This window comes from Paenibacillus albidus, from assembly GCF_014644435.1.
Lineage (GTDB): Bacteria > Bacillota > Bacilli > Paenibacillales > Paenibacillaceae > Paenibacillus_AQ > Paenibacillus_AQ albidus.
In genome coordinates, this window is record NZ_BMKR01000003.1 from 1 (window position 1) to 23,873 (window position 23,873).

Annotated in this window: 12 protein-coding genes; 3 read left to right on the top strand and 9 right to left on the bottom strand. The window is 53.7% G+C overall.

Translation table 11 applies throughout. The annotated features are described in order from the left end of the window. Positions 1-438 precede the first annotated feature (438 nt). The 3 genes from IEY53_RS03455 (at position 439) to IEY53_RS03465 (ending at position 10,667) form a co-directional block, all read left to right on the top strand. Positions 439-8,280: a 5'-nucleotidase C-terminal domain-containing protein gene (locus IEY53_RS03455; protein ID WP_229695954.1), complete on the top strand. Its 7,842-nt coding sequence runs from the start codon at positions 439-441 to the stop codon at positions 8,278-8,280. Between the two features lie 208 nt (positions 8,281-8,488). Continuing rightward, on the top strand, positions 8,489-9,394 hold the full coding sequence (locus tag IEY53_RS03460) for an ArsR/SmtB family transcription factor (RefSeq protein WP_189022228.1): 906 nt from the start codon (positions 8,489-8,491) through the stop codon (positions 9,392-9,394). A 19-nt stretch (positions 9,395-9,413) separates the two neighbouring features. Next, positions 9,414-10,667: an MFS transporter gene (locus tag IEY53_RS03465; RefSeq protein ID WP_189022229.1), complete on the top strand. Its 1,254-nt coding sequence runs from the start codon at positions 9,414-9,416 to the stop codon at positions 10,665-10,667. 78 nt (positions 10,668-10,745) lie between these two features. Here IEY53_RS03465 and IEY53_RS03470 read toward each other — a convergent pair whose 3' ends face one another. The 9 genes from IEY53_RS03470 to IEY53_RS03510 form a co-directional block, all read right to left on the bottom strand. Continuing rightward, positions 10,746-11,390, bottom strand: a complete 645-nt coding sequence (locus IEY53_RS03470; protein WP_189022230.1) for a histidine phosphatase family protein — start codon at positions 11,388-11,390, stop codon at positions 10,746-10,748. Positions 11,391-11,405: 15 nt separating this feature from the next. Further along, the gene (locus IEY53_RS03475; protein WP_189022231.1) at positions 11,406-12,209 is read right to left on the bottom strand and encodes an AAC(3) family N-acetyltransferase; all 804 of its coding nucleotides are present in this window, start codon (positions 12,207-12,209) and stop codon (positions 11,406-11,408) included. A 99-nt stretch (positions 12,210-12,308) separates the two neighbouring features. Next, positions 12,309-12,524, bottom strand: a complete 216-nt coding sequence (locus IEY53_RS03480) for a hypothetical protein (RefSeq protein WP_189022232.1) — start codon at positions 12,522-12,524, stop codon at positions 12,309-12,311. Positions 12,525-12,807: 283 nt separating this feature from the next. Continuing rightward, positions 12,808-14,364 (bottom strand): response regulator, encoded by a 1,557-nt coding sequence (locus IEY53_RS03485; RefSeq protein WP_189022233.1) that lies wholly within the window; start codon positions 14,362-14,364, stop codon positions 12,808-12,810. Beyond that, entirely contained in the window at positions 14,361-16,259 is a 1,899-nt protein-coding gene (locus tag IEY53_RS03490; RefSeq protein WP_189022234.1) for a sensor histidine kinase, read from the bottom strand. Before IEY53_RS03490 ends, IEY53_RS03485 begins: the two co-directional genes overlap by 4 nt. An 80-nt stretch (positions 16,260-16,339) precedes the next feature. Beyond that, positions 16,340-18,004, bottom strand: coding sequence for a type 2 periplasmic-binding domain-containing protein (locus tag IEY53_RS03495; RefSeq protein ID WP_189022235.1), 1,665 nt, complete (start codon positions 18,002-18,004; stop codon positions 16,340-16,342). Positions 18,005-18,080: 76 nt separating this feature from the next. Then, positions 18,081-18,971, bottom strand: a complete 891-nt coding sequence (locus IEY53_RS03500) for a carbohydrate ABC transporter permease (protein WP_189022236.1) — start codon at positions 18,969-18,971, stop codon at positions 18,081-18,083. An 18-nt stretch (positions 18,972-18,989) separates the two neighbouring features. After that, a complete protein-coding gene (locus IEY53_RS03505; RefSeq protein ID WP_189022237.1) occupies positions 18,990-19,979 on the bottom strand; it encodes an ABC transporter permease in 990 nt (329 codons plus the stop codon). Between the two features lie 162 nt (positions 19,980-20,141). Next, complete coding sequence (locus IEY53_RS03510; protein ID WP_229695955.1) at positions 20,142-23,405, bottom strand: cellobiose phosphorylase; 3,264 nt, start codon at positions 23,403-23,405, stop codon at positions 20,142-20,144. Positions 23,406-23,873 lie beyond the last annotated feature (468 nt).

The following is a 23,873-nucleotide window of genomic DNA, read 5'->3' on the forward strand; positions in this document are numbered from 1 at the left end:
TGAGTTGTACTTTCCGTGTCCACCTCTTAGTCTAAATCACAGAAGCCGCTAAATGATCCATGGACCCTCGTTTTGAGCTAGAGATCATACAATAAGAGCACCTGTGTCCGTATAAAAGGATAACACCCTTCGTTACCTTAAATAAGATCCCCTGTGTCCGCTTACTTGCCCAGCCGGTCCCGGTGACGAATTGTTGCCGGGCCTAAGTCAACCGCTGATTATGGATTTGAGCCGTAAAACCGACTTCTTTTTATATAAACCGGCAAAACCCCCTCCTATTTTTGTGCACCGAGGCTATGGTCAAGGGTATTTCTCACAAAATTAATATAAGTTTATACGAGAGAAGCTCTCTTTTTACAGTAGTATGATACTATTTAGTAGATTACAAATATTGTAACTGAGAGGAGTAGATTTTAACTAATGAGGTTATCTTCCAGATTGCGAAAGTGGTTGGTTTCAGGGTTAGCGGTCCTACTGGCTGCCGGCAATATATTCCCAGCTGTACAGACTGCCCAGGCAGCGCCGGATAACAGCAAGGTGGTCATTTCTCAAGTCTACGGCGGCGGGGGGAACAGCGGAGCAGAATACAAAAATGATTTCATTGAATTATATAATCCTACGAATCAACCGGTAGACTTAACGGGCTGGAAGGTGCGTTATGCCAGTGCAACCGGTTCGTTCGGTGATAGCAATAATACCTCTTTAACTGGCACCATTCAGCCTGGCGGCTATTTGCTGATTCAGCAAGTCGCAGGGGCTGGCGGCACCAAGGATCTGCCCCAGCCTGATCTGACAGGTTCAATCGCCATGAGCGGTACTAATGGTAAAGTGGATCTTGTGAATAATGCAGGTCAAGTCATTGACCTCGTGGGCTATGGAACAGCAACGGGAGGCGAAGGTTCTCCAGCCTCTGCTCTATCCGGTTCCACAGCAGCCATCCGCCTCGCCCTCTCCGGTGCGCCTGCGGGCAGCCGTGGCCTGGATACAGACAACAATGCTGCTGATTTCAGTGTGGGCGCACCTGATCCGCGCAACAGCAGCTACGGTCTCGCACCCGATACGGCCAGCCCGGTAACGGCAGCGCCGGCACCAAACGCCTGGCCTGCGGGCACTGAGGTAACCCTTAGCTCTCCTACCGTAAGCGCCTCCGTATATGCGGCGGTATATACCTCAGGCAATAACGGGACCTATGCTCCTTATAGCAGCCCGATCCTGATTAATGGAGATACTACGATCCGCGCTTATGCCTCGGAGCCGAATCTGCCGGACAGTCCGGTATCTGAATTCTCCTATACAATCCTCTCCAAGACTGACATCGCAGCAGCACGGACTGCGCCCAAATCGCAGAATGTCGCTACCTCCGGGATTGTAACCCATATCGATGGGACCAAAACCTATATCCAAGACGAGTCAGGCGCCATTGTATTGTACAACTTCCCGGCCTTCGCAAGTGCGGGTGACCGTGTAGACGTCAGCGGCGTTATGGATATCTACAGCAACCTGCAAGAACTCAAACCTGTGACGGGGCTGGACTACAGCGTTATCGAACCCAATGCAGGCGTTCCAGCACCGAAGCCGTTGACAGCGGCAGACTTGTCTGCAGCAAATGGCGAGCAGCATGAAGCAGAACTCGTGACCTTGGAGAATGTAACCATCACCAGCAAAAATGGAAGTACGGTTACAGCAAGTCAAGGTGGTACTACCTTTACGGTTTACTCCGGATCGGCCAAGCTTGCGGAAGGCAAGACTTTTGACCGGATCACTGGTGTCGTAGAGCAGTTCAATGCCAATTATCAATTGGTGCCGCTTAATGATAATGCACTGGTAGAAGAGACATTCTCTGTTACCGCAAGCCCGGCAGCAGGCCGCATCATTATCGGCAGCGAGGTCACTCTCTCCAGCCCTACTGTCGGCGCAGCCGTCCACTATACGCTGGATGGAACAGATCCTACTGCTGCAAGCACACTGTACACCACGCCAATCAAGGTGGATCAGGATGTTACGATCAAAGCGGTTGCCGTTGCGAACGGCGAGACGAGTAAGGTGTTCTCTTTTGCCTATGTAGCTTCTGAGGTTCCGCGCATTCATGATATTCAGGGCGAGTCACATACCTCTGATTTCGCCAGCCAAACCGTTACCGATGTGGAAGGCATCGTGACCCAATACGGTTACTACTTCAGCGACGGCAAATATAGAGGGTTCTTCATGCAAGACCCGCAACCGGATAATAATCCGAACACTTCCGAAGCGATTTATGTATTCAGCACCAATGAGGCTGAGAAGCCGGCCATTGGCGACCTGGTGTCTGTAACCGGGAAGGTGTCCGAATACAATGAGGGAAGCAGCAGCAACCTGACCTCTACCCAAATTACACCCACTTCGCTGAAAAAGCTGGCCTCCGGCCAAGCGCAACCAGAACCGGTTGTTCTCGGTAAAGGCGGACGGGTGATTCCTTCAAGCCTCATCGATAATGACGAAATGAAAGAATTCCAGCCTGAGGAAGATGCCATTGATTTCTATGAATCTTTGGAAGGCATGCTGGTGAAGCTGCCAACCCCTGCTATCCTTAGTCCTTACTGGACCAGCGGCAACGGCAACTCCCTTCTCTACAATATTCCGACCCGGGTGGACAATGATTTCCAAGACGTTATTACTCCAGCGGGCGGACTTGTGCTTAAAGGAGCGGGCAACCTGAATCCGCAGCGCCTCCTGATCGCTTACAGCAACCCAGGCATGGAAGTAGGAACCGGAGATACGTTTGCCGGGGATGTAACGGGCGTAATTGGCTACAACAACGGGAATTTCAAAGTTATTCCCGCCAATGGCAGCCTGCCGTCCATTACCCCAAATCCAACCCAGCAAGAAACCACTACACTAACTGCCCAGGACAGCAAATTACTTATCGCTTCCTACAATATTGAGAATTACTATCCGGGTGTGGGCCCGGCCAAAACACAAAAACTCGCCGAGTCCATCACCGCGAACATGAAGAAACCTGATATTATCGGCGTCGTGGAAATGCAGGATGGCGATGGGGAAGCCGACAGCGGCACTGTGGAAGCGGACGCTTCCGCACTGATTACGGCGATTCAGAACGCCGGCGGCCCACTGTATAAGTATGTGGATATTGCGCCTGAGAACAAAAAGGACGGCGGAGCCCCTGGCGGCAATATCCGCGTAGGTTTCCTGTATAATCCGGCCAGAGTCCAGCTTGCTGACAGCGTAAACGGGGAAAAGGGATCGGCTACCCAAGCTGTCGCCTATGATGCTGCAAGCGGCAAATTGACTTATAATCCGGGGCGGATCGCGCCTGCGGACAGTGCCTTCGCCAGCTCACGCAAGCCGCTGGCGGCGCAATTTGAATTCCAGGGCGAGCAGATCATTGTGATCGCCAATCATTTTAATTCCAAGGGTGGCGACAACGGTCCGTTCGGCAAGACTCAGCCACCGGTGCTCTCCAGTGAGACCCAGCGGCACCAAATTGCCGCCATCGTGAATGCTTTTACCAAAGATATCTTAACCGCGAACCCGGACGCCAACATTGTGGCCCTGGGCGACCTGAATGACTTCCAGTTCACCGAAACGGCCACAATTCTCAAAGGCAACGAGCTGGACAACCTGATCGACAAGCTGCCTGTGAACGAGCAATACACCTATACGTATGACGGCAACTCCCAGGTACTGGATCATATCCTGGTCAGCAAAAACCTGAGTGCTGCCGCCCAGGTGGATGTGGTTCATCTGAATGCCGATTTCCCGGCTTCCAGAGGCCGTGTATCCGACCATGATGCCGTTATGGCGCAGATTGATTTCAAAGGGAATACACTGTTCCCGCTGACCGTTCTGCACACCAACGACACGCACGCCAACCTGGATACGACCAGTTCACCGAACAGCGTCCTGCGCCGCGTGACGGCGATTAAGGAAGCCAAAGCCAGCTCGACTAACCCGATTCTGGTGGATGCGGGCGATGTATTCTCAGGTACACTTTATTTCAACAAGTATCTGGGACAAGCCGATTTGGCCTTTATGAATCTCGTGGATTATGATGCGATGACCTTCGGCAACCATGAATTCGACAAGGATTCCACGGTACTGTCCAAGTTCATAGACAATGCCAAGTTCCCGTTCGTCTCGTCCAACGTTAACTTTTCGGCAGATGAGATTCTGAGCAGCAGGTTCAAGAACGAAATCGGCAAGCCGGGCGCAGATGCCACTATCTACCCTGCACTCATTATGGAAGTAGATGGCGAGCAGATCGGCCTCATCGGCCTGACCACGGAGGATACGGCCAATATCGCCTCACCGGGCGCAGTCACCTTCGACAATGCTGCTGCCAAAGCAAGCGCAACGGTCGCCATGCTGCAAGCCGAGAAGATCAACAAGATCATCGTGTTGTCCCACCTCGGGTATGACGAGGATGTGAAGCTGGCGAAAGCTGTCAGCGGCATTGATATCATCGTCGGCGGACACAGCCACACCAAGCTGGACCAGGCTGTAGTAGACCATACCGATGCCAATGCGCCTAAACTTATCGTACAGACCGGAGAAAAAGGCCAGTTCCTGGGCAAACTTCAGGTAATGTTCAGCGAAGACGGCGTCCTTGATTCCTGGAACAATGAGCTGATCTCGATTGATGCCAAAACAGGCAGCACTTACAATATTACTGAAGATCCGGAAGCCAAGGTCATTCTCGACCGCGACTATAAGCCGGGGATTCAAGAATTGTCCAATGCCGAGGTCGGCACCTCTAATGTAGTGCTGAACGGGGTACGGAATGATGTACGCACCAAAGAAACGAATCTGGGTAATCTGATTGCCGACGGTATGCTTGCCGCTGCCAAAGCTGCAGGCACCCACGCAGTCATCGCGCTGCAAAATGGCGGTGGTATCCGCGACTCCATCAATGCGGGGCCAATCACCCAAGGCGAAGTGCTGACGGTGCTGCCTTTTAACAATGACTTGGTAACTATCACGCTGACCGGCCAAGAAATCAAGGAAGCGCTGGAGAATGGTGTATCCAAACTCCCCGCCGCCGATGGACGGTTCCCGCATGTAGCCGGGATGCGTTTCTACTACGATTCCACGAAGCCGGTGAATGAGCGGGTCCAACGGATCGAAGTGAAAAACGGCGGGACTTATGTGCCGCTGGATCTCAGTGCGAGCTATGAGGTGGCCACCAACGCTTTTACAGCCAAAGGCGGGGACTTCTATGCATCACTGGAGCAGGCGTACAAGGAAGGCCGCGTAAATCTGCTGTATTTGCCGGATTACGAGGTATTCACGAATTATATTCAATCGGTAGGAACGGTGACGGCCGACACGTCGGCGGTGGAAGGACGGATTGTCGATCTGAACGGCAGCCCGCTGCCGGAGGAAGACTTCTCCCTGCGCATTCTGCATACCAATGACACGCATAGCCATCTGGAGACCGTTGTGAAACGGATGACGGCGATCAAACAAGAAAGAACCGGCAACACCCTGCTGCTTGATGCAGGCGATGTCTTCTCCGGCACCCTGTACTTTACCAAGTTCGAAGGTCTGGCCGACCTGAGCTTCATGAACTATATTGGCTATGACGCAATGACTTTCGGGAACCATGAGTTCGATAAAGGATTACCTGCACTGCGGACCTTTGTTGATAAAGCGAACTTCCCGCTTGTCAGCTCAAACATTGATTTCACGAGCAAAGACAATGAACTGAAGGAAATCTACAACGATACCGTGGGCGTCATCAAAAACGATGCTTCTGAACTCAAGGGCCAGATTTATCCGGCGGTTGTCAAAGAAGTATACGGTGAGCAAGTGGCCATCTTTGGCTTAACCACGGAAGATACAGTTGGACTGTCTTCCCCGGGTAGCAACATCACCTTTGAAGATTACAAGACCAGCGCAGAGCGCACGGTTGCCATGCTGCAAGCCCAAGGCATCAATAAGATCATCGCCTTGTCCCATCTGGGCTACACGGTGGATGCACAGCTGGCGGAGCAAGTGGCCGGAATCGACGTGATCGTGGGCGGACACTCGCACACCAAGCTGAACCAGCCTGTAGTCAAGAATGCGGATGGCGAACGCACACTGATTGTACAGACAGGCGAATATGGACAACATCTCGGAGAGCTGGATGTCGCTTTTGACGACAAGGGCCTAATCACCTCTTATAATGGCCGGCTTCTGGATGTGAGTACATTCGCCGAAGACCAAGAGGCCAAAGCCATGCTGGCCAAATATGACGAAGAACTGGCGGAAATCCGCAAGACGGTCGTCGGGAATACAGCGGTTGAGCTGAATGTAAACCGCATGATCGACGGCAAATCCACCCGTGTGGTGCGTAAAGAAGAGACCAATCTGGGGAACCTGATTGCAGACGGCATCAACAGCAAGTCCAAAGAGCTGCTGGCAAAACTGCTGACCCCAGCTGACTCCTCGTCGATTCAGGGCTATGTAGCTATCCAGAACGGCGGCGGCATCCGTGCCGGGATTAATGCAGGCGAGATTACACTTGAAGAAGTGCTGACCGTGATGCCATTCTCCAACAGCCTTGTAGCGCTCAAAGTCACCGGCCAGGAGCTTATTGATTCCCTGGAGAACAGCGTAAGCGGACTGGAGAGTGATCAAGGCCGATTCGCTCAAGTATCGGGTATGAAATATACGTATGACTCGACCCGAAAAGCCGAGATCATCAATCCGACAACCAATGAGCTGCAGCAAAAAGGGGAGCGGATCGTCTCCGTGGAGATCCGGCAAGCGGACGGCTCCTATAAGCCGGTTGATCCGCAGGCTTACTACATTTTGTCTACCAACTCTTTCATGGCCGGAGGCGGAGACTTCTACCGTTCACTGGCCAAAGCCAAAGCAGACGGACGATATTATGAGCTGTATCTGCCGGATTATGAAGTATTCACCGCCTATCTTGAACAGGTTGGTACGGTTACTATGGGCACGGAAGGCCGTATTACCGACCTGAAGGGCGGATTGGTGACACCTACACCTGCACCAACAACAGCACCTGGCGGCGGTGGGGGTGGAGCAGGTACAGGCATAACACCAACAGCCACACCTGCTGCAACAGCAACACCTGGTGCCTCAACGGCGCCAGCCGTTCCGGCACAAGTCACTACCCTTGCAGCTGAAGATTTGGCAGCCCGTCTGGCGGCTCTGCCGAGCGGCAGCACTGAGCTGGTCATTCCGGTCACAGCTTCAGCGGGCGGTGCACAAATCGTCCTGCCAGCCTCCGTGCTGATCCAGCAGGCCGCAGCGCAGCCAAATACCGTGCTGACCTTTACCACAGCGGGCACTTCCTATTCCTTGCCGCTGAGTGTGATCAATGTAACCGCGCTCTCTAACCAATTGGGAACCAACGATTTCACTATTACCGTATCTATGCTGCAAGCAGACACAGCTATACTGAGCCGCTTGAAGGAGGCCCTGACCTCCCAGCAGGGAACCGTAACCCTTGCTGGACCGGTCATCGAATTCAGCGTCGAAGCCTCAGCGGGGAACAAGCGCATCCCAATGGACAGCTTCGGTGATACGTTCGTGAAACGGTCCATTTCAACCTCTACTGCGCTGAACACGCACAATGCTACAGGCGTTGTCTTCGATCCTGCTGCGGGCAAGTTGTCCTTTGTCCCTTCTGTGCTCAGCACCCGGGCGGATGGAACAACAACTGCCACGATTACACGCAACAGCAACAGTTATTACACGGTCGTTCAATCGGCGAGAACGTTCACTGACCTGAGCGGACACTGGGCCAAGTCAACGGTTGAGCTACTGGCTTCCAAGCTGATCATCAGCGGAACCAGTGTAACGGCATTCTCGCCTTCCCAGTCCGTTACCCGGGCCGAATTCGCAGCCCTGATTACACGCTCACTGGGACTGGCTACGGTAAGCGGAGGAACATCCTTCAGCGATGTCAGCTCCGGCAAATGGTATGCGGGCGATATCCAGACAGCTGCCGCTGCCGGACTGCTCTCCGGGTACACAGATGGCACCTTCCGTCCGGACAGCCCGATCTCCCGTCAGGAGATGGCTTCCATCCTGGCCAAAGCCATGAAGTATACAGGCAAGAGCTTAAATGCTGACTTGGCCGGACTGGCCAAGTTCAGCGATGCGGCAAACCTGCCGGACTGGTCCAAGGCTGCAGTAGCCGAGATTGCCGCCGAAGGCATCATCCAGGGCACGCCGGATGGTTCATTTGCTCCGCAGAAGCAGGCCACCCGTGCGGAAGCCGCGACCATGCTGGAGAAAACCCTGCGGTCGCTTCAGTTCATTAACTAAGGCAGCTTGTTCTAACGCTGACCGGATAAAGCAAAAGACGGTTCTCCAGGTGCTTGCACCCGGGGAACCGTCTTTTTTCCGCTGAATGGGCGTTGAACGGATCAAGGAAAATTTATGTTGAAACCCCCATTTGGTTCGCATATAATAAAACCAATAATAAGTTCTATAAATATAGAACAATAAAGAATGGAAGGAAACGTGCAACTGTATGGACTACAAAGTTGAAGTGGATTTTGCACCCATTTATGAATGTGTAAGCAGCCTGACCGCTTTTATGGGCAAACAAACACATAACGCCCTGGATGCCGGGAAACTGTGGGTTCGTGAGGTTCAGGACCTCTTCGCACCAGCTAAACTTCAACAGATGCGGGAGATCATGAAGGCTACAGACGACTTCAGCCTCGCTCCTTATATCTGGAGCTGTCCGGGAGACCGTTCGGTGAATGGCTTTCTTGATTGGATTGAAGGTCTCTCCACAGGCCAGCTGTATGACATTGCCGCCCGCTTGAAGCTGTCGGTGCCTTCTAATCTCCCGGAACTGCGCAGCAAGACATCCGAAGCGCTGCGGGAATGGGATGCCCAGTATTTCGGGCAGATCGATCCGGCTATTCTAGAAGGCCTCGGCCGGGAAGCCGAAGCCAGACGTTCCAGCTTAAACGGGACCAATGACAAAGAAGTCTATGAGCAGGCCACAGAGGGGATGCGTTTATATCCTAACGATCTGCTGAAGCAAGTGATCCTCATCCCTCAATATCACGCCCGTCCCTTTGTCACTTCAGCGATCTTTGACGAGATCATCTTCACCAGCTATTCTTGCGACATCCTCCCGCCGGAACCGGGCCGACCCGCGCCCGGGCTGCTGCGACTAACGCGCGCACTGTCCGATGAGAACAGACTGTACATCCTTCGCCTGCTGGCCGGCAGACAGTTGACTTTTACCGAAATCGTCCGCGAGGTCGGGCTGTCCAAAAGCACGGTGCATTACCATCTCATCGCCTTGCGGGCCGCCGGACTGGTCATCGTTCATTATGATCATAAAAACACAGGATACAGCCTGCGTCTGGAGGCTCTGAACGATCTGCCACACCAGATTGGAGCTTATATTGAAGGCTGACACATACGGAGGAAATCTCATGCTCAAGCGCAGTTATTACGGTTTATTGGCAACTGTTACTCTTAGCTCTTTCGGCGATGTGTTTGGACTTCTGGCCATGGAATGGCTTGTCTATGAACTAACGGCCTCCAAGCTGGCGATGGGTGCGATGGCGTTAAGCTTCAGCATTCCCGAGATAACCCTCAGGCTGATCGGCTCGCCGCTGTCCGACCGGCTGCACCGCGGACGCTTCATGGCAGGGCTGGCGGCCTTGCGGCTGCTGGCCCTCATGCTGCCGCTGAGCCTGGGCCTGGCAGGCCAGTTGCAGGTATGGCACCTGTTCCTCGCCGCCGGGCTCAGCGGGGCCTGCTCCGCCCTGTTCATGCCGACGGCCATGGCCGTTGTCCCGGGCGTAGCGGGCGAACGCAAGCTTACGCGCGCGTTCGCGGTGATCGACGGCTGCCGGAACGCGGCCGGCATGCTGGGGCCAGCCCTGTCCGGCGCTCTGACCGCGGCCGCCGGAGCATTGCCGACGCTTGGCATCAACGCCGTCTGTTACATGGCAGCCATCGCCACATTGCTCTGGCTGCCCAAAATGCAGAAGCCCTCAGCCGTAGGTACCTCTTTTTCGCTGACGGCTTATATACGAGAAATCGGCGAAGGTTTCTCCTTCTACCGGAATTTCCCGGCGATGCTCTCCATCATGGGCATGGTCTCCATCAGCAATATGTCCAATATTGCGATCTGGACGATGATGATCCCTTTTGTCCGCGAGGTGCTGCACCGGGATGCCGCCGCCATGGGTACGCTGACCACCGCATCGGCGGTTGGCACCTTAGCCGGACTTGCCGTCATCTCGTGGATCGGTGAGATCCACAAGCGCCGCACCGTTATGTTAGGCAGCCTGGCTGCCATAGGGTTCTTTAATGCCTTGCTGGGACTGTTCCCAAGCTACCCGCTTGCACTTTTTGCCTTAGGGGCCGCCGGAGCCGCCGGACCTTTCTTCAGCTCACTCAGTTCTTCCTTGCACGGCACACTGGTACCCGGACATCTGCAAGGACGGGTCAACTCAATCCGGTTTCTGATTGGCGGCGGACTGCAGCCTGTAGGTGCTTTTGCAGGAGCAGCGATTGCCGAGCTTTATGGTCTGCCCTTCCTATTCCTGTCCCTGGGTCTTCTTCCCGTCCTCTGTTCGGCAGCCGCTGCATTTCTGCCCAGCCTGAGGTCCTTAAACGGTGATCTGTCCGCTCTACAGACTAAATCACAGCCGAAAGTTCCTATAACAACGAGTTAATCACATGTTAAAAAGCGCCATTCCTTATAACAGGAACGGCGCTTAAGTGTGAAGCTGGATGCTGCATGTCTTATGTAACTAGGATTCCATACCCGCTTCGTTCACTTCATAATGGCTGATATCACCATGCAGCACAATCTCATGGGCATCTCCCACAACATCAATCCTGCACAAGCAGGTGGGATGAATATAGGGCAAATCCCAGAGCTTGTAGAACGGGCGGTTCTCAAAATACGCCATCAGCACCTTTATGACCACGGTATGGGTAACAATTAATACACTTTGCCCTGCGGACGCCGCAATAATCTCCTGGAGTTTGCCTAACGCCCGCTCCTGCACCTGTAAGAAGGTCTCGCTGCCCTCAACCTGGAAGTGCTCGGGGTCTTCCCAGAAAAAGTTGTATTGCTTCGGGTATTTGTTCTCCAGTTCTGCCGAGTCACTGCCTTCCCATACCCCCATGCCAATCTCCTTAAAAGCATCCGAAGTATGCAGCGGGACCTTTCGGTCACCCCGGATAATCTCAGCTGTGTGCAATGCGCGGGGACTGGTGCTGGCATATATCGCGTCCAGCCGCACGTTCTCCATCCCCCGGTTCAGCCACTGTGCCTGCTGTACGCCGAGCGGCGTAAGCGGCGAATCCTGATGCCCCTGCATCCGGTGCTGCACATTCCATTCTGTCTGCCCATGACGGGTTAAATACACTGTGGTGGTCGTAGTATCCATATGGCTCCCCCTATCCTAATCTCTGTTGCGCTCCATCCAGCGCACCGCATAATCGACAAGCTCCCGCTGTGGAATCAACATGGCGGAAGCTGCGGCGACGTTGCCATGTCTGACAAGCCCTGTCTCCTGCTGAAACTGCTCTCCCAGCTCCGCGAAGTCGTCAGAATCCCAATCCAGCTCAATAAACTCCGTCCACTCTCTTAGGCCGTTCACCATCATCGGCGCTCCACCCGTAAGTTGTTTTTTGCCAGGGTAGGAGGCCCGGCATTCGGCCAGGTGCAGCGAGGTGTTGTTCAGATTGCCCACACCCAGCAGCAGAACCCTTCCGTCCAGGTCATAGATACGGGCCAGCGGCGAATCATCACCGTAGGCGAAATCCAGACCATGACCGTCTATGATTTCGTCCCTGTGTCTGCCCCAGGCTGCGAAAGAACCGAGCGGATGGCCGCTGCGTTTGACTCCTTTTTGCTTCCGAAAACTGTCCGGGATCACTCCCATGCCATACAGCGGGGTCAAATCCTGGTCAAACGCCGGCATCTGCTCCCGGATGGTCTGCCACCAGGCCTCCGGCACCGGGGGCTTGGACCAGCCTGACGGATCGGATAAATCGCCGGAATGTGTCGGCATCACCAAAGTGCCTTCCTCGCCAAGCACTTCCTCAAGCGCCAGAATTACAGCGGCAGGCCCGCCTGCCACCCATGACCCCAGCGACTTAAACGAAGAATGCAGCAGCAGCGTCATCCCGGCTGTCACACCCAAAGCCCGAAAATCCGCCGCGAGCGTCTTTACAGTAATCAGATTCCCCTTGATCTCTTCCATACTCATATCCTCCAAAAACATCCTGTTTGCAGCGGTACATCGGCTAACCCGTGATTGAATGCACGGAACCTCTCCAATTGACCCGAATGTTGCGTCCTCTTAACAAGTATCCACATTAACACGGCCCAAATCCGCAGAATCTAAGGCATTTATGCCTTTCATTCCGCCTCCAGCGCCCGAATCCGCAGAATCTAAGGCATTTTTGCCTCTCATTCCGCCTCCAGCACCCGAATCCGCAGAATCTAAGGCATTTATGCCTTTCATTCCGCCTCCAGCGCCCAAATCCGCAGAATCTAAGGCATTTTTGCCTTTCATTCCGCCTCCAGACCTCCCGCAACCGATTATTTCCAATGAGAGCGAATCTATCGATCATTATACCAGCTGAAGTACGGCCAACACTATATTCGGAAGCGAGACGGTTTACGGTTTACGGTTTACGCTTTACGCTTTACGTTCGCGGTCTACGGTTTACTCTTCGGTTTACGGTTTACAGTCCGCGGCTTTTCTACTTGAGGTCTCCAGTAGGGCCTCCAGCCGCTGCCTGTACCCCGCGCCCCCCTGCGATCGGCCATGCCCCGGCACTGTCGGCTTCAATGCCCTACTTCTCCAGCAGCATCTTCACCCTGTACTCGCCGGGCGAGATGCCCTCCAGCTCTTTGAAGACGCGGGTGAACTGCTTGCTGTTCTCGAAGCCCACCGCCTCGGATACTCCGGCAAGCTTGCAGCGGCTGTCGACGAGGAGCCTTTTGGCGTGGCGGATGCGTACTTTTTTGAGATAGGGCACAAAACTCTCTCCGGTGTAAGCTTTGAACGCTTCACTGAAATAGGAGTAGTTCAGGGACACATGATTGCTGACCATCGCCATATTCAGCGGACGGCTATAGTAGGCTTCGATATAGGCCAGAGCCTCCTTCATCGCCGTATGTTCGGTATGCGCAGACCTGACTCCCAGTATATAATCGTTCACACTGATAAGCAGCTGCTCCAGTGCCCGGTAATAGTCATGAAAATAGCGGTAGTTATACATATTGCCCACGGTCCGGTACAGCTTGAGCACTTCCACCGAAGCTTCGCCATGCACCCGGAATACCTCATCCAGAACACGTTCGTTGATGCCCCGGCCCACCGCCTCCAGATAGGACAAGTCCAGCTGCTTCAAATGCTCTGTCTGAAAAATCTCCCCCAGCAGGCTTTTCATCTCTTTCTCCCGGTCCGTCCCCAGCATATTCAGCAGCTTGCGAAGCTCCTCTTCCGGAAAAGCGAAGCTTCGCCGGCCTTCGGCAACGTCGCCATAATCCAGCAGGTTCACCTGCGGATGCAGAAACAGATAGTGCAGCGCCCGGCACGACTCCTTGTAGCAGGAGCGCAGCGACACCGGCTCAAGGCACTCTCTGCTGATACCGATCAGCAGACCTTCGTGATTCCTGGCTTCCGCCTGTCCCGCCAGTTCCAGGAAAGCCTGTCTGCTGCTGCCGATCAGCACCAGCTTGCCTTCCCAGTCCGTAAGCACTTCCATAAACCGCTGGTCCAGCGGCCCGGTCAGCCGTTCGGCCAAGCCCAACACTTCCTCCGGTCTCATCCGGGTTCCGTCACTGTAATAAACATTCATAACCCCAACTGTAAAAGGAACCGTCCACCCGCGAAGCTCTTCCAGCAGATCCCGCTCCGGCAGCACTTCCTCCTGCAGCAGCAGTGTCCGCAGCCGGCTGATCCGCAGCTCCCGGCGAACCCCTTCCGCTTCCTGCGTAAGCCTCTTGGCGCTGACTTCCTGTTCCCGGCGTTCCTGCGCGATACGCTCCAGAATGCCGAACAGCTCGTCGCGGCGGATCGGCTTCAGCAGGTAGTCCCTGACGCGGTGGCGGATGGCGCTTTTGGCATATTCGAAATCATCGTAGCCGCTTAAGATCACCACGGCCGGCCCTTCTCCGCTCCCCGTCTCTGCAGATAGCTGCGCCAGGAGCGCCATTCCGTCCATCACCGGCATCCGGATATCCGTAATGATAATGTCGGCCGGTTCCTGCCTGAACAGCTCCAGCCCCTCTGCACCGTTGCCTGCCGTAACAATCTCATAGACCCCGGGATATTCACGCTCAATCATCGTTTTGAGCCCCACCCGGATGTTTTTCTCATCATCAATAATCATCAGCTTGTTCATCGCCTTTGGTCTCCCGTCAAAAGAACTTTCGGCAAGGTCATGAATACCGTCGTCCAGGCCCCCGCCTCGCTGCCAATTTCCAGCCCGTATTCCTCGCCGTAGAATAACTGCATCCGCTGATGTACATTCCGCAGTCCGATTCCCCCGCTCTTACGTCCTCCGTCTGCTTCCTGAAACCCCGCCTCCGTCTCTTCCTTGGCATAGACCGCCCCGTGCAGAGCGGCTAACCGCTCCGGCGTCATTCCGATGCCATTGTCCCGGATGGCAATGAAGATCTCGCCGGCCGCTTCGGACACTTGGATACGGATCATCCGCTCCTGTACGTCTTCCTCCAGCCCTGTCCAGGCATGCTTTACACTGTTCTCCACAATCGGCTGCAGCGACATTTTTAAGACCTCCAGCTCCAGATAAGCCTTCTCCACCGCCAGCTCCAGCATAATCGGATGTTCAAAACGGATGTTCATCACCTCCACATAGTTCTCAATATGGCGGATCTCATCACCCAGCTTCACATACTCGCCCGACCACTTGAAATTATAACGCATCATTCCCCCAAGCGAGGTTAGGGCATCGGATATCGCCCGCTGATTCTCAATTTCTGCCAGCATCTTGATATTCTCCAGTGTGTTGTAAAGAAAATGGGCATCGATCTGATTATGCAGTGTACGCAGCTCCGCTTCCTTGGATAGAGCCTGCTTGTTGACGGCTTGAGCAACCAGGGTATTAATCGTATTCATCAGCTTGGAGAAGTGATGGGCCAGTTCCCCTACTTCCCCGCCGCCGCGAATCGTAATTCCGGTGTATGCTTCCCCTCGGCGCACCTTTTTCATCGCTTCTGTCAGCCGGCGCAGATTCTTGAGAATAAAGGCATTCATCACATAGGCAATGACAGACACCAGAATAATAAAGAGGACAAAGGCTGCTATAATCCGGTTGCGGGTATGGGAGATATCCTTCATCACCCCTTCCATCGACACCACATTCAGCAGGAACCCCCCGATTCGTTCCAGCGGGGTCTGGATGAACAGGTACGACTCCCCGTTCTCGCTGTAATGCATATTCCATTCGCCAGTGTTCTTATACGTGTTAAGCCGCTGCGAAATGGCATCAGCCATCCCCCCGTTCCCTTCCAAAAAAGAATGATCCAGCCGGGTAAACAACCGCTGCTGCGGGTCCATCAGGAACATTTGCGACTGGCTGTCCCGCACATCGGTATACGTCTTGGGCGTGAACCGTTCCAGCAGCATATCCACTTGCACCATGCCCACGTGATGGCCTGCGGGAATGCTAATCTCGCGCAGCAAAGATACTTTGGGCGTTTGCTTGGGGATCTGCCCGGAGAAACGTTCCATCAGTTCAGGATCACTTTCGTGAAAAGACCAGGATTCCTGCCCTTCCAGCTTCAGCGCCGCCTGATACCACGCCTCGGCAGCTACCCTCTCTTCACGGAAGATAATCGGCCAGATCTCATGCAGGTTCTCACTTGCCGAATACAGCCGCAGATGTTCGATGTTGGGATTATTGAATTGAATCCGTGAGATATTCACATTCGTGTTCGTATTGAAGTTGACTAGTTCTTCCAGCTGCGGCTCATTCTCATTGGTCAGATAAGCCTGCACTTCCTTGTCGGAATAGGCCATCTGGGCGGCTCTTTCCATAACTTCGATCTGGTTCAGGATATGCAGCCTCTCCATTTGCAGCAGATAATCGTTCCGCTCGACGGCATCCCGCACATAAGTATTGTTAAGCGCCCGGTACGAATAGATGGATACCATCAGACAAGGGCCGAGAATAATAATAATATAAGCGGCAATCAGACGGCTCTGCAGCGACCGGCGGCCCCACCAGTAATTGAAGGATAGCCAAAGCGCCGCCGTTCCCTTACGTAAATGCATTTGCAACTACCACCTCGCTTATCAACAAAACAACCCAAAAGCCCGCGGGCAGCGGGCGATTGGGTCAGGCTTCTATTTCATTATAGTCCAAGCTTTGCCTTGTTCTCTTCATATTTTTTCTGTTGATACTCGTCAAATTGATCCAGTCCGGCAGCTTTTCTTTTCTCCTGATAGTCGTTCCAGATCTCATCAAACTCTGCATCCGAGGAAGCCATCAGCAGCTTCGGCATCGTTTTGCCGCGCAACTGTCTCAGCTTGGAGCCGATAATGCCTTCCGGCGAGTTGCCTGTAGGCTCAATTTGCTGGAACACGGAGGAACTAACCGCTTTGCCTTTAGTCCAGTCTTCCAGTTGTTTGAAAGGCTCTACGGATTCAGGCGCCCATTGCTGGGTAATATTTGTGTTTTGCAGCATCCAGTAGGTGAACGATGAACCGTATTGCTTGTCGAATGCGGCACGGTCCTTGTTCATCAGCTCGAAGACTTCGGGTTTGAAACTGTCTTTGCCGTCAATAGTATCATAGCTGACACCTTTTTCACCCAAATATAGATCTTTGTTGCCTTCTTCACTGTTCAGATAGCTGAGGAAACGGATCGCTCTCGCCTTGTCCTTCACATTCTTGGAGATCAGCGTAACCGTCCATCCGGAGATCCCAGGACCATCAAGGGCTGGTGGGTCCATCTTCGTATTGGCAGGTCCATCCACCGCGATATACGTCTTGCTTGGGTCTTGCTGATAAATCGTACCGAGCTGGGCGGCAAAATCCGTCCGTTGGTACAACATCGCGAAATAGCGGCCTTGAGCAATCTTTTCTTCCATCTGTGGACGTTTGTCGATAAAGATGTCCTTAGCCAGCAGCCCATCCTGGTTGGCTTGGCGCAATGCCTTCATCCAGCGGATGTATTCCGGGTCGGTCTCACGGGTATATACCTTGCCGTCCTTCTCCCACGGAATGTTCAGGAAATTCTGCAGGTAGGCCTCCAGCGAGTCATTGCCTTTGTCGGTGAATTCATGCAGGCCCAGCGGAATCAGCGGCTGTCCGTTGACTTCTGGGAACTTCTCTTTCGCTAATTTAAGCGCATTCAAGAAACCCTCTGGTGTGCGCATATCCGGACTGCCAATCGCTTCATACATGTCTTTGCGTACAGCAAACACCTGGTTGGATACGTATTTGTCCCCGTATTCCTTGTAATCGGCTGGCGAAGAGGAGGAGTTCGGGTAGCCATAGACATTGCCGTCTTCTTGTTTATACCAGTTGAGCTTATCCTGATCCGATACTTTGAAGAAATACGGATCGTATTCTTCGGCCAGCTCATTCAGCGGAAGCACCAGCTCGCCTTCGATCATTTTTTTGATCGAATCTTCCCAGTAACCCAGAGTGATGAAGTCAGGCAGGTTACCAGACGCAATCAGTGTGTTCAGCTTCTCATTCTCATTGCCCGCAGGAACGATAAAGTTCAGGTTAACGCCTGTTTTCTTCGTGATATATTGCGACGTAGGGTCCACGCCCCATTTATTAGGGAACCAGGAGAAGTTCAAATACCAGTCAAACGTAATGGGCGAAGTATCCACCTTCCAGCCCGGATCATTTTCGGTCAGCTTTACGGCCGGTTCGGTGGCTGCCGCCGAATTCGCGTTGCCCTCCTTCGTTGCACCATTGCCGCTGGAACAGGCTGCGGCCGACAACGTCATGACGGCTGCGAGCAGCAGTCCCATCATCTTTTTGGGCTTGCTTGTCATTTTCATCATCTATACCCCTTTTCATAGAATCTATAACCCCGGCCCTGGACAAGCAGCCGGAGGGATTGCCTTACGGGAATACTCAGCCCTTGATCGAGCCGATCATCATGCCTTTGACAAAATAACGCTGCAGGAACGGATAGACAAACACAATGGGCAGTGTCGTGACAACCATCGTCGCCAGCTTAATCGATTGGGAGGTGACACTCTTCGTCACACTGCTGCCCTGCACTGCAACCATCATCTGGTTCGAACTGGATTGTGCCACTACTCGGTACAGATAAGTCTGAATAGGCTGCAGGTCCGGGTTATTAATATAAATCATTCCGGTAAAATAGTCATTCCACTGAAACACGCCATGGAACAGCGCGATAGTGGCAAGCACAGGCATCGACACCGGAAGGACAATCCGCAGGAAGATCGACCAGTCATTGGCCCCGTCAATACGGGCTGCTTCTTCCAGACCCTCGGGGATATCCCGGAAGAAAGTCATGAAGATAATCAGATCGAAGAAGCTGAACATGAACGGAATAATGTACACCAGGAAATTCTCCAGCAGGTGCAGGTCTCTCATCAGCAGGAAGGTCGGGATCAATCCGCCGCTGAAAAAGAGGGTTACGGTGCCCATCAGAATGTAGAGCTTGCCGCCGATAAGATTTTTACGGGACAGGGCATAGGCAACCATCGCGGTAAAAAACACATGCGCCGCCGTTCCAACCACCGTCTTGGCTACCGTAATCCACATCGCCTGCATGATGCCGGGGGTGACAAATACCGCCTTGAAATTCTCCAGGCTGAAAACCCGCGGCCACCAGTAGATTCCGCCGCTCATCGCGTCGCTTCCGTTGTTGAAGGCATTGACCAGCACGTACCAGATCGGATACAGCGTAATGAAACAAATGCACAGCATGATCATATTGTTGACGATATCGAATGTGGCTTCACCCATCGTTTTGCGTTTCAGACTAAACATGTACAGGTCCTCCTTTTCCTAGAACAACGAGGTGTCGTTGATTTTTCGTGAGACATTGTTGGCAATCAGCAGCAGGATCAGTGCGATTACTGATTTGAGCAGACCGACAGCCGTTGAATAGGAGAATCGGCCGGAGAGAATTCCCGTATAGTACACGTAATAGTCAATTACATTACTTGCGCTGTCATTCAGGGAGTTACGCAGCACCAGGATCTGGTCAAAGTTGGAGTTCAGCACGCCGCTGACCGACAGGATGAACAGAATGCTGATCGTCGATTTGATCGCCGGCAGGGTCACATACCACATTTTCTGAAAACGTCCGGCCCCGTCGATGGTCGCAGCTTCATACATTTCCGGAGAGACGCCGGAGATCGCCGCCAGATAGATGATTGCGGACCAGCCCAGTTCTTTCCAGATATCTGACGAGATTACAATTGTCCAGAAATAGCTGGGTTCGGCCAAATAACTGATTGGCTGATCGATGACATTCAGCGCCAGCAGAATATTGTTGATAATCCCCACATCCGCCAGCCAAGTCGCCAGTATTCCGCCCAGTACGACCCAGGAGAGAAAATGCGGCAGGTAGGAGATGGTCTGAATACTCTTTTTGAAACGGACTGACCGGACCTCATTCAGGAACAAGGCGAAGATAATCGGCAGCGGGAATCCAATGAACAGCTTGATCAAGCTGATTCCCAGCGTATTCTTAATGACATTGCCCAGATTCTCGTCGTCCAGAAACTCCCGGAAATGAGTTAACCCTACCCATGGCGCTTCGGCAATTGACTTGACGATGTTGTACTCTTTGAAGGCAATGATGACCCCGTACATAGGAATGTAGTTAAAAATAATCATCCATACTACACCAAGCAGCGCCATCGTCTGCAAATGCTTCTGTGCCAGGAGCCTCTTCCAGAGAGAATTCCGGTTTCCGACACCGGTTTCGATTCGGGCCGCAGCTTGCGGCGAAAGCGCCGGGCCTGACCCGGTATTGCTGTTTTTCTGCATTTTTTGGACCTCCAGGCATATCTTAGTTCTTTCTATAAGAGCGCTTACAGTATCTATGTATTGATTGTATGCGCTTTTGCCTGTCTCCGTAAGGTGTTAAATTTCGTATTGGGGGTTCATATTTCGGATGATTAGGGTAAAAGCCGCCCACACATGCCTCACCTACGCCATCACTGCCCGGATGGCCGCAATCTCTCCCCGCCGCAGGGCTTCGGCCTCCGCCCCACGTATCCGGGAGCCGGAGATCCTGGTGACTGTTCCCTCGCAGAAGACGAGCATCAGCGACTGAATAGTGGCCTTGCCTTCGCCGAAGGTGGCCTTGCGCTGCGGATTGCAGTACGTCACCTCCGTGCTGCCCAGCAAGGTAAAGAGGAGCTCACCCTGCTCATCGAACAGCCAACCCGGCAGCACCGGAGCTAGCGTCGCAGTCAGCAGGCCGTCCTCAACCGTGAACAGCCGGGTTCCGGCCATCATTGTTCTCCACATGCTCAGGAACTCCGCGGTGGAACCGCTGAGCCGGGCCACAAATCCCCGGCCATGCGTGCCCGGATCGGGGTTGCCGCCGGTTGCGATAAATGACGAATTCTCCAGTGTGCTGCGTCCGTATACGGCAGGGTCGAGGAAGGGAACCAGCGATGTCTTCAGTTCACCGTAGAACTCTTCGTACAGCCCTGCCTTGAGCAGCGCCAGCAAATACTTGTAGGACATATGCAGGAAATTCGATTCCCGCTCCAGCCAGCCTGGGGTAAAGGCGCGCATCCGGCCGATTTCAGGGGATTCCCCTTCAAGGCTGACCGATGTGCGGTACATGGAGGTGCACGGGTCAAACAGGCCGGTCTGCTTGATGGCATAATAAATCTGCCGCGCCTCTTCCGGATGATGCAGTGTCTTCAGCCAGCGGGCAGGTCCCTCCAGAAAGTAAGGCAGCGGGTGGGCTTCGAATCCTTCCACCACCGCTTTGGGCAGGCCATACCCGCTGATCACCGGCTGACCATCCGTATCCGTTACTACCCTGAAACCGGTCGCCTCAAAGCGGAAATAGGTCGGCGTAAGCCCGTCTCCAAATTCCAAGGCTTTGGCAATGCCTTGATCCATCCGGCGCAGGCATTTGGCCAGCAATTCCCGGATCTGCGCCAGGCCCACCTCAGACTGGATGCCCGAAAGACCAAAACGAATCCGCTCCCGGTACCGCTCACGCGCCGCTGCCACCGTATCCCAATAGCGGAACTGTTCCAGCCCCCCGTCCAGCACAGCTGTCACCGCTTCACCCACCTCTGTCATCAGAGCGGTGATTTCCTCTGGCAACTGTACGGTTGCCGGGAGATTCATCTGGCTGTGCAGCAGATCCAAGAGGAACACTACCATCCGCTTCAGTTCAAACGTCTCGCTCATGCCCGAGCCGAACAAACCCGGCAGACCGTTCATGGCATCGTTCCAGCCCGGCTTGTTGCCCTCCATCTCCACCCCCATACCGTAAGGGTCCAGCGTAGCGAACTTGTTCAGGGAGAGCGAGAGCATCTTTACGAACAGGCTGGTGCGGTAAATCCCGCCATGGCCGTGATCCGTGCGGAGCCAGTGGGTCTCGGAAGCTTGGCGCCCAAGCTTGTGCAACTTCTCTTCATCTTCCAGCAGCGCCCCATACTGGCGGACTTTTCCGCCGCTGACCACATATTTCTCACTACGCGGCAGCACATACGCCGGACTGTCATAGAAAGCGTACGTTTCGTCCCCAAAAAGCAGCTCCTCTTTTTGGTCGGGGAAAATATCAAGATACCCTTCCACCAGATCGAGATTGTAGGTCCAGTGGTCGGACCAGAACCCTTCGCCGAAAGCCGCCTCTATATTCTGCTGTGACAGGGACAGCACACCGGCCAGCAGCTCCTGTTCGCTAACCTTGAGCTGAACGCCATGATCGGCGATATAGTTGATCAGTCCGCCCGGCGTAAACCGCCCGCTGCAAAGCGCAGCCAAGTCGGCGTGATGATCCGCCGCAGCTTCCCCAAGCCACGCCGTAAGTTTCACCCGGTTCTCAGGCAGCACCTCAAACGTCGTCCCCTGGACACTGAGCGGATTGTAGCCGTCGGCCTGAATAAGGCTGTAGAACATTTTGATATTAAAATTGCCAACCTTAGGGTTAAAAAACACATCATTCCGCCGGTTCTGATTCATATCGCGGAAATTCCCGTTGCCTTGCGAATAATATTCCGGTGCCAGCGAGAAAAAGTTGTAATCACGCTCCATATCCCCATGCTTGCGCGAATACAAATGCACAACATTGCCGTCCCTGCCGTTGTCGAAGATAAACGGATACCCCCCGCGCAGGAAGTTGTCGAGATAGGACTGCCGGCAATAGGCATCGAACAGTGCCGACGACGTTCGGGTGGCAATGTCAGCGGTCAATTCACCGGTCAGCTCTACCGCCTCCTGCATTTTGCCGGCAATATAGGTTTCACGGCAAATATCCGGCGCCTTCTTGTTGATGGTCTCAATGTCACTGACGTGGCCGATGAGCGTATTCAAAGTCAAAGCTTCGCCGGCAGCGAGGCTCCGCTTCATTCCACTAAAGCCGCAAGGCACCTTGTTGACGGGATATTGCGGGAGTGCCTGCAGCTCAGCCAGCGGTGTAGAGCCGAAGGTGTCCGGATAGCTCAGCGAAGTATTTGCCCCAAATACCACTTCAAAATCAACAATCGGACGGAGGAGCTCTCCTTCTTCGTTAAAAGACAAGTAGAAGTGGCCTTTGGTAATCTCGCTCACCTGCGCTTCATCGCTGGTACTGGAGCGAAGCTTGTAGAACGGAATCCCGTTCTCCAGGTTGTACACCTCCATCCAGCTGCGCAGCAGGTTGCCGATTTCCTTGTAGCCGCTGTTCTCGACACCATAAGGCAGGATTTCCGGCAGGCCGTCCAGCAGTTCCAGCCCGATTTCGGCATCTCCGATGTTCTCAATCTCCACCCGCCGGACCAATGCAGCATAATTCTCATGGGGAAGATTGAAATAATGCACCGTAGTCTTCAGGCCATGCCCGGCATGTTTCTCCTCAATCGTCAGCCCGTTCGGCAGGATCGTCATGGTCCGTTTGGCAGACGGATCAGGATGCGAGGATTGAAAGGGCTCATAGATGTGCGGCTTCCCTGTGATTTTGATGAACGTGCGGAAACCGGTTGCTGCCACGTTCTTATAGGAAATGTTGGCCGGAGAGAACTCCATAATCGGCGAATTCTTGTCGCGCACCCCGAAGCTGCACACCGCCTGCCCCCGGTTCACATAAAACGTCCACATCGGGATCCCCTTCAGGCCGGCCAGTCCCGGCAGAAAACTGGCGAATGGCTTCCCCTCATGAAACTGCTCAATCACAAATGCCCCTGACGTCTCTCCGCTGCCCGTACCCTTTCCCGCTCCGCCGTCGAAATAATATTTGCTCATGTTATACCCTCCCCAAGTTAATGATTGTAAAATAGACTGTGCACACTTTCCAGCATGTAGTTACCTTTGATCCGCTGATGCCAGACCACGTGCCGGGAGATTCCTGCATCTGTTGTACCACAATTCGGATTACGTCTGTCCTAACACACAACGCGGCACTACTGCTACACTTAACGTCAACTAACTGGACCGCGGCTCGGCACAATCGAAACCGGTTTCGATTGTGCCGAAAAAAATATACTCATCATTTTGCACTTCATAACGCTCGCAGATGCTGCTCTAAGAATCCGCAATATCGGCCAACTCTTGCGCCCAAACCTCTCTCTCGCCGCTGACGGACTCCAGGGACCTTATTCAGGCGCTCAGCGGTAATTTTCGGACGTAGCGGACCCAGAATCCGCTATGCCTGCTGATTCGTACACCTTCACCGTCATTTTGCACAAATAACGCCTCCCGTGTCCGTTCAAG

Bases quoted from the DNA above. Each gene is read 5' to 3' on its own strand.
- IEY53_RS03485 (WP_189022233.1), bottom strand. From the start codon at position 14,364: ATGAACAAGCTGATGATTATTGATGATGAGAAAAACATCCGGGTGGGG.
- IEY53_RS03500 (WP_189022236.1), bottom strand. From the start codon at position 18,971: ATGTTTAGTCTGAAACGCAAAACGATGGGTGAAGCCACATTCGATATC.
- IEY53_RS03495 (WP_189022235.1), bottom strand. From the start codon at position 18,004: ATGAAAATGACAAGCAAGCCCAAAAAGATGATGGGACTGCTGCTCGCA.
- IEY53_RS03480 (WP_189022232.1), bottom strand. From the start codon at position 12,524: ATGAAAGGCAAAAATGCCTTAGATTCTGCGGATTTGGGCGCTGGAGGC.
- IEY53_RS03490 (WP_189022234.1), bottom strand. From the start codon at position 16,259: ATGCATTTACGTAAGGGAACGGCGGCGCTTTGGCTATCCTTCAATTAC.
- IEY53_RS03465 (WP_189022229.1), top strand. From the start codon at position 9,414: ATGCTCAAGCGCAGTTATTACGGTTTATTGGCAACTGTTACTCTTAGC.
- IEY53_RS03470 (WP_189022230.1), bottom strand. From the start codon at position 11,390: ATGGATACTACGACCACCACAGTGTATTTAACCCGTCATGGGCAGACA.
- IEY53_RS03460 (WP_189022228.1), top strand. From the start codon at position 8,489: ATGGACTACAAAGTTGAAGTGGATTTTGCACCCATTTATGAATGTGTA.
- IEY53_RS03505 (WP_189022237.1), bottom strand. From the start codon at position 19,979: ATGCAGAAAAACAGCAATACCGGGTCAGGCCCGGCGCTTTCGCCGCAA.
- IEY53_RS03510 (WP_229695955.1), bottom strand. From the start codon at position 23,405: ATGAGCAAATATTATTTCGACGGCGGAGCGGGAAAGGGTACGGGCAGC.
- IEY53_RS03475 (WP_189022231.1), bottom strand. From the start codon at position 12,209: ATGGAAGAGATCAAGGGGAATCTGATTACTGTAAAGACGCTCGCGGCG.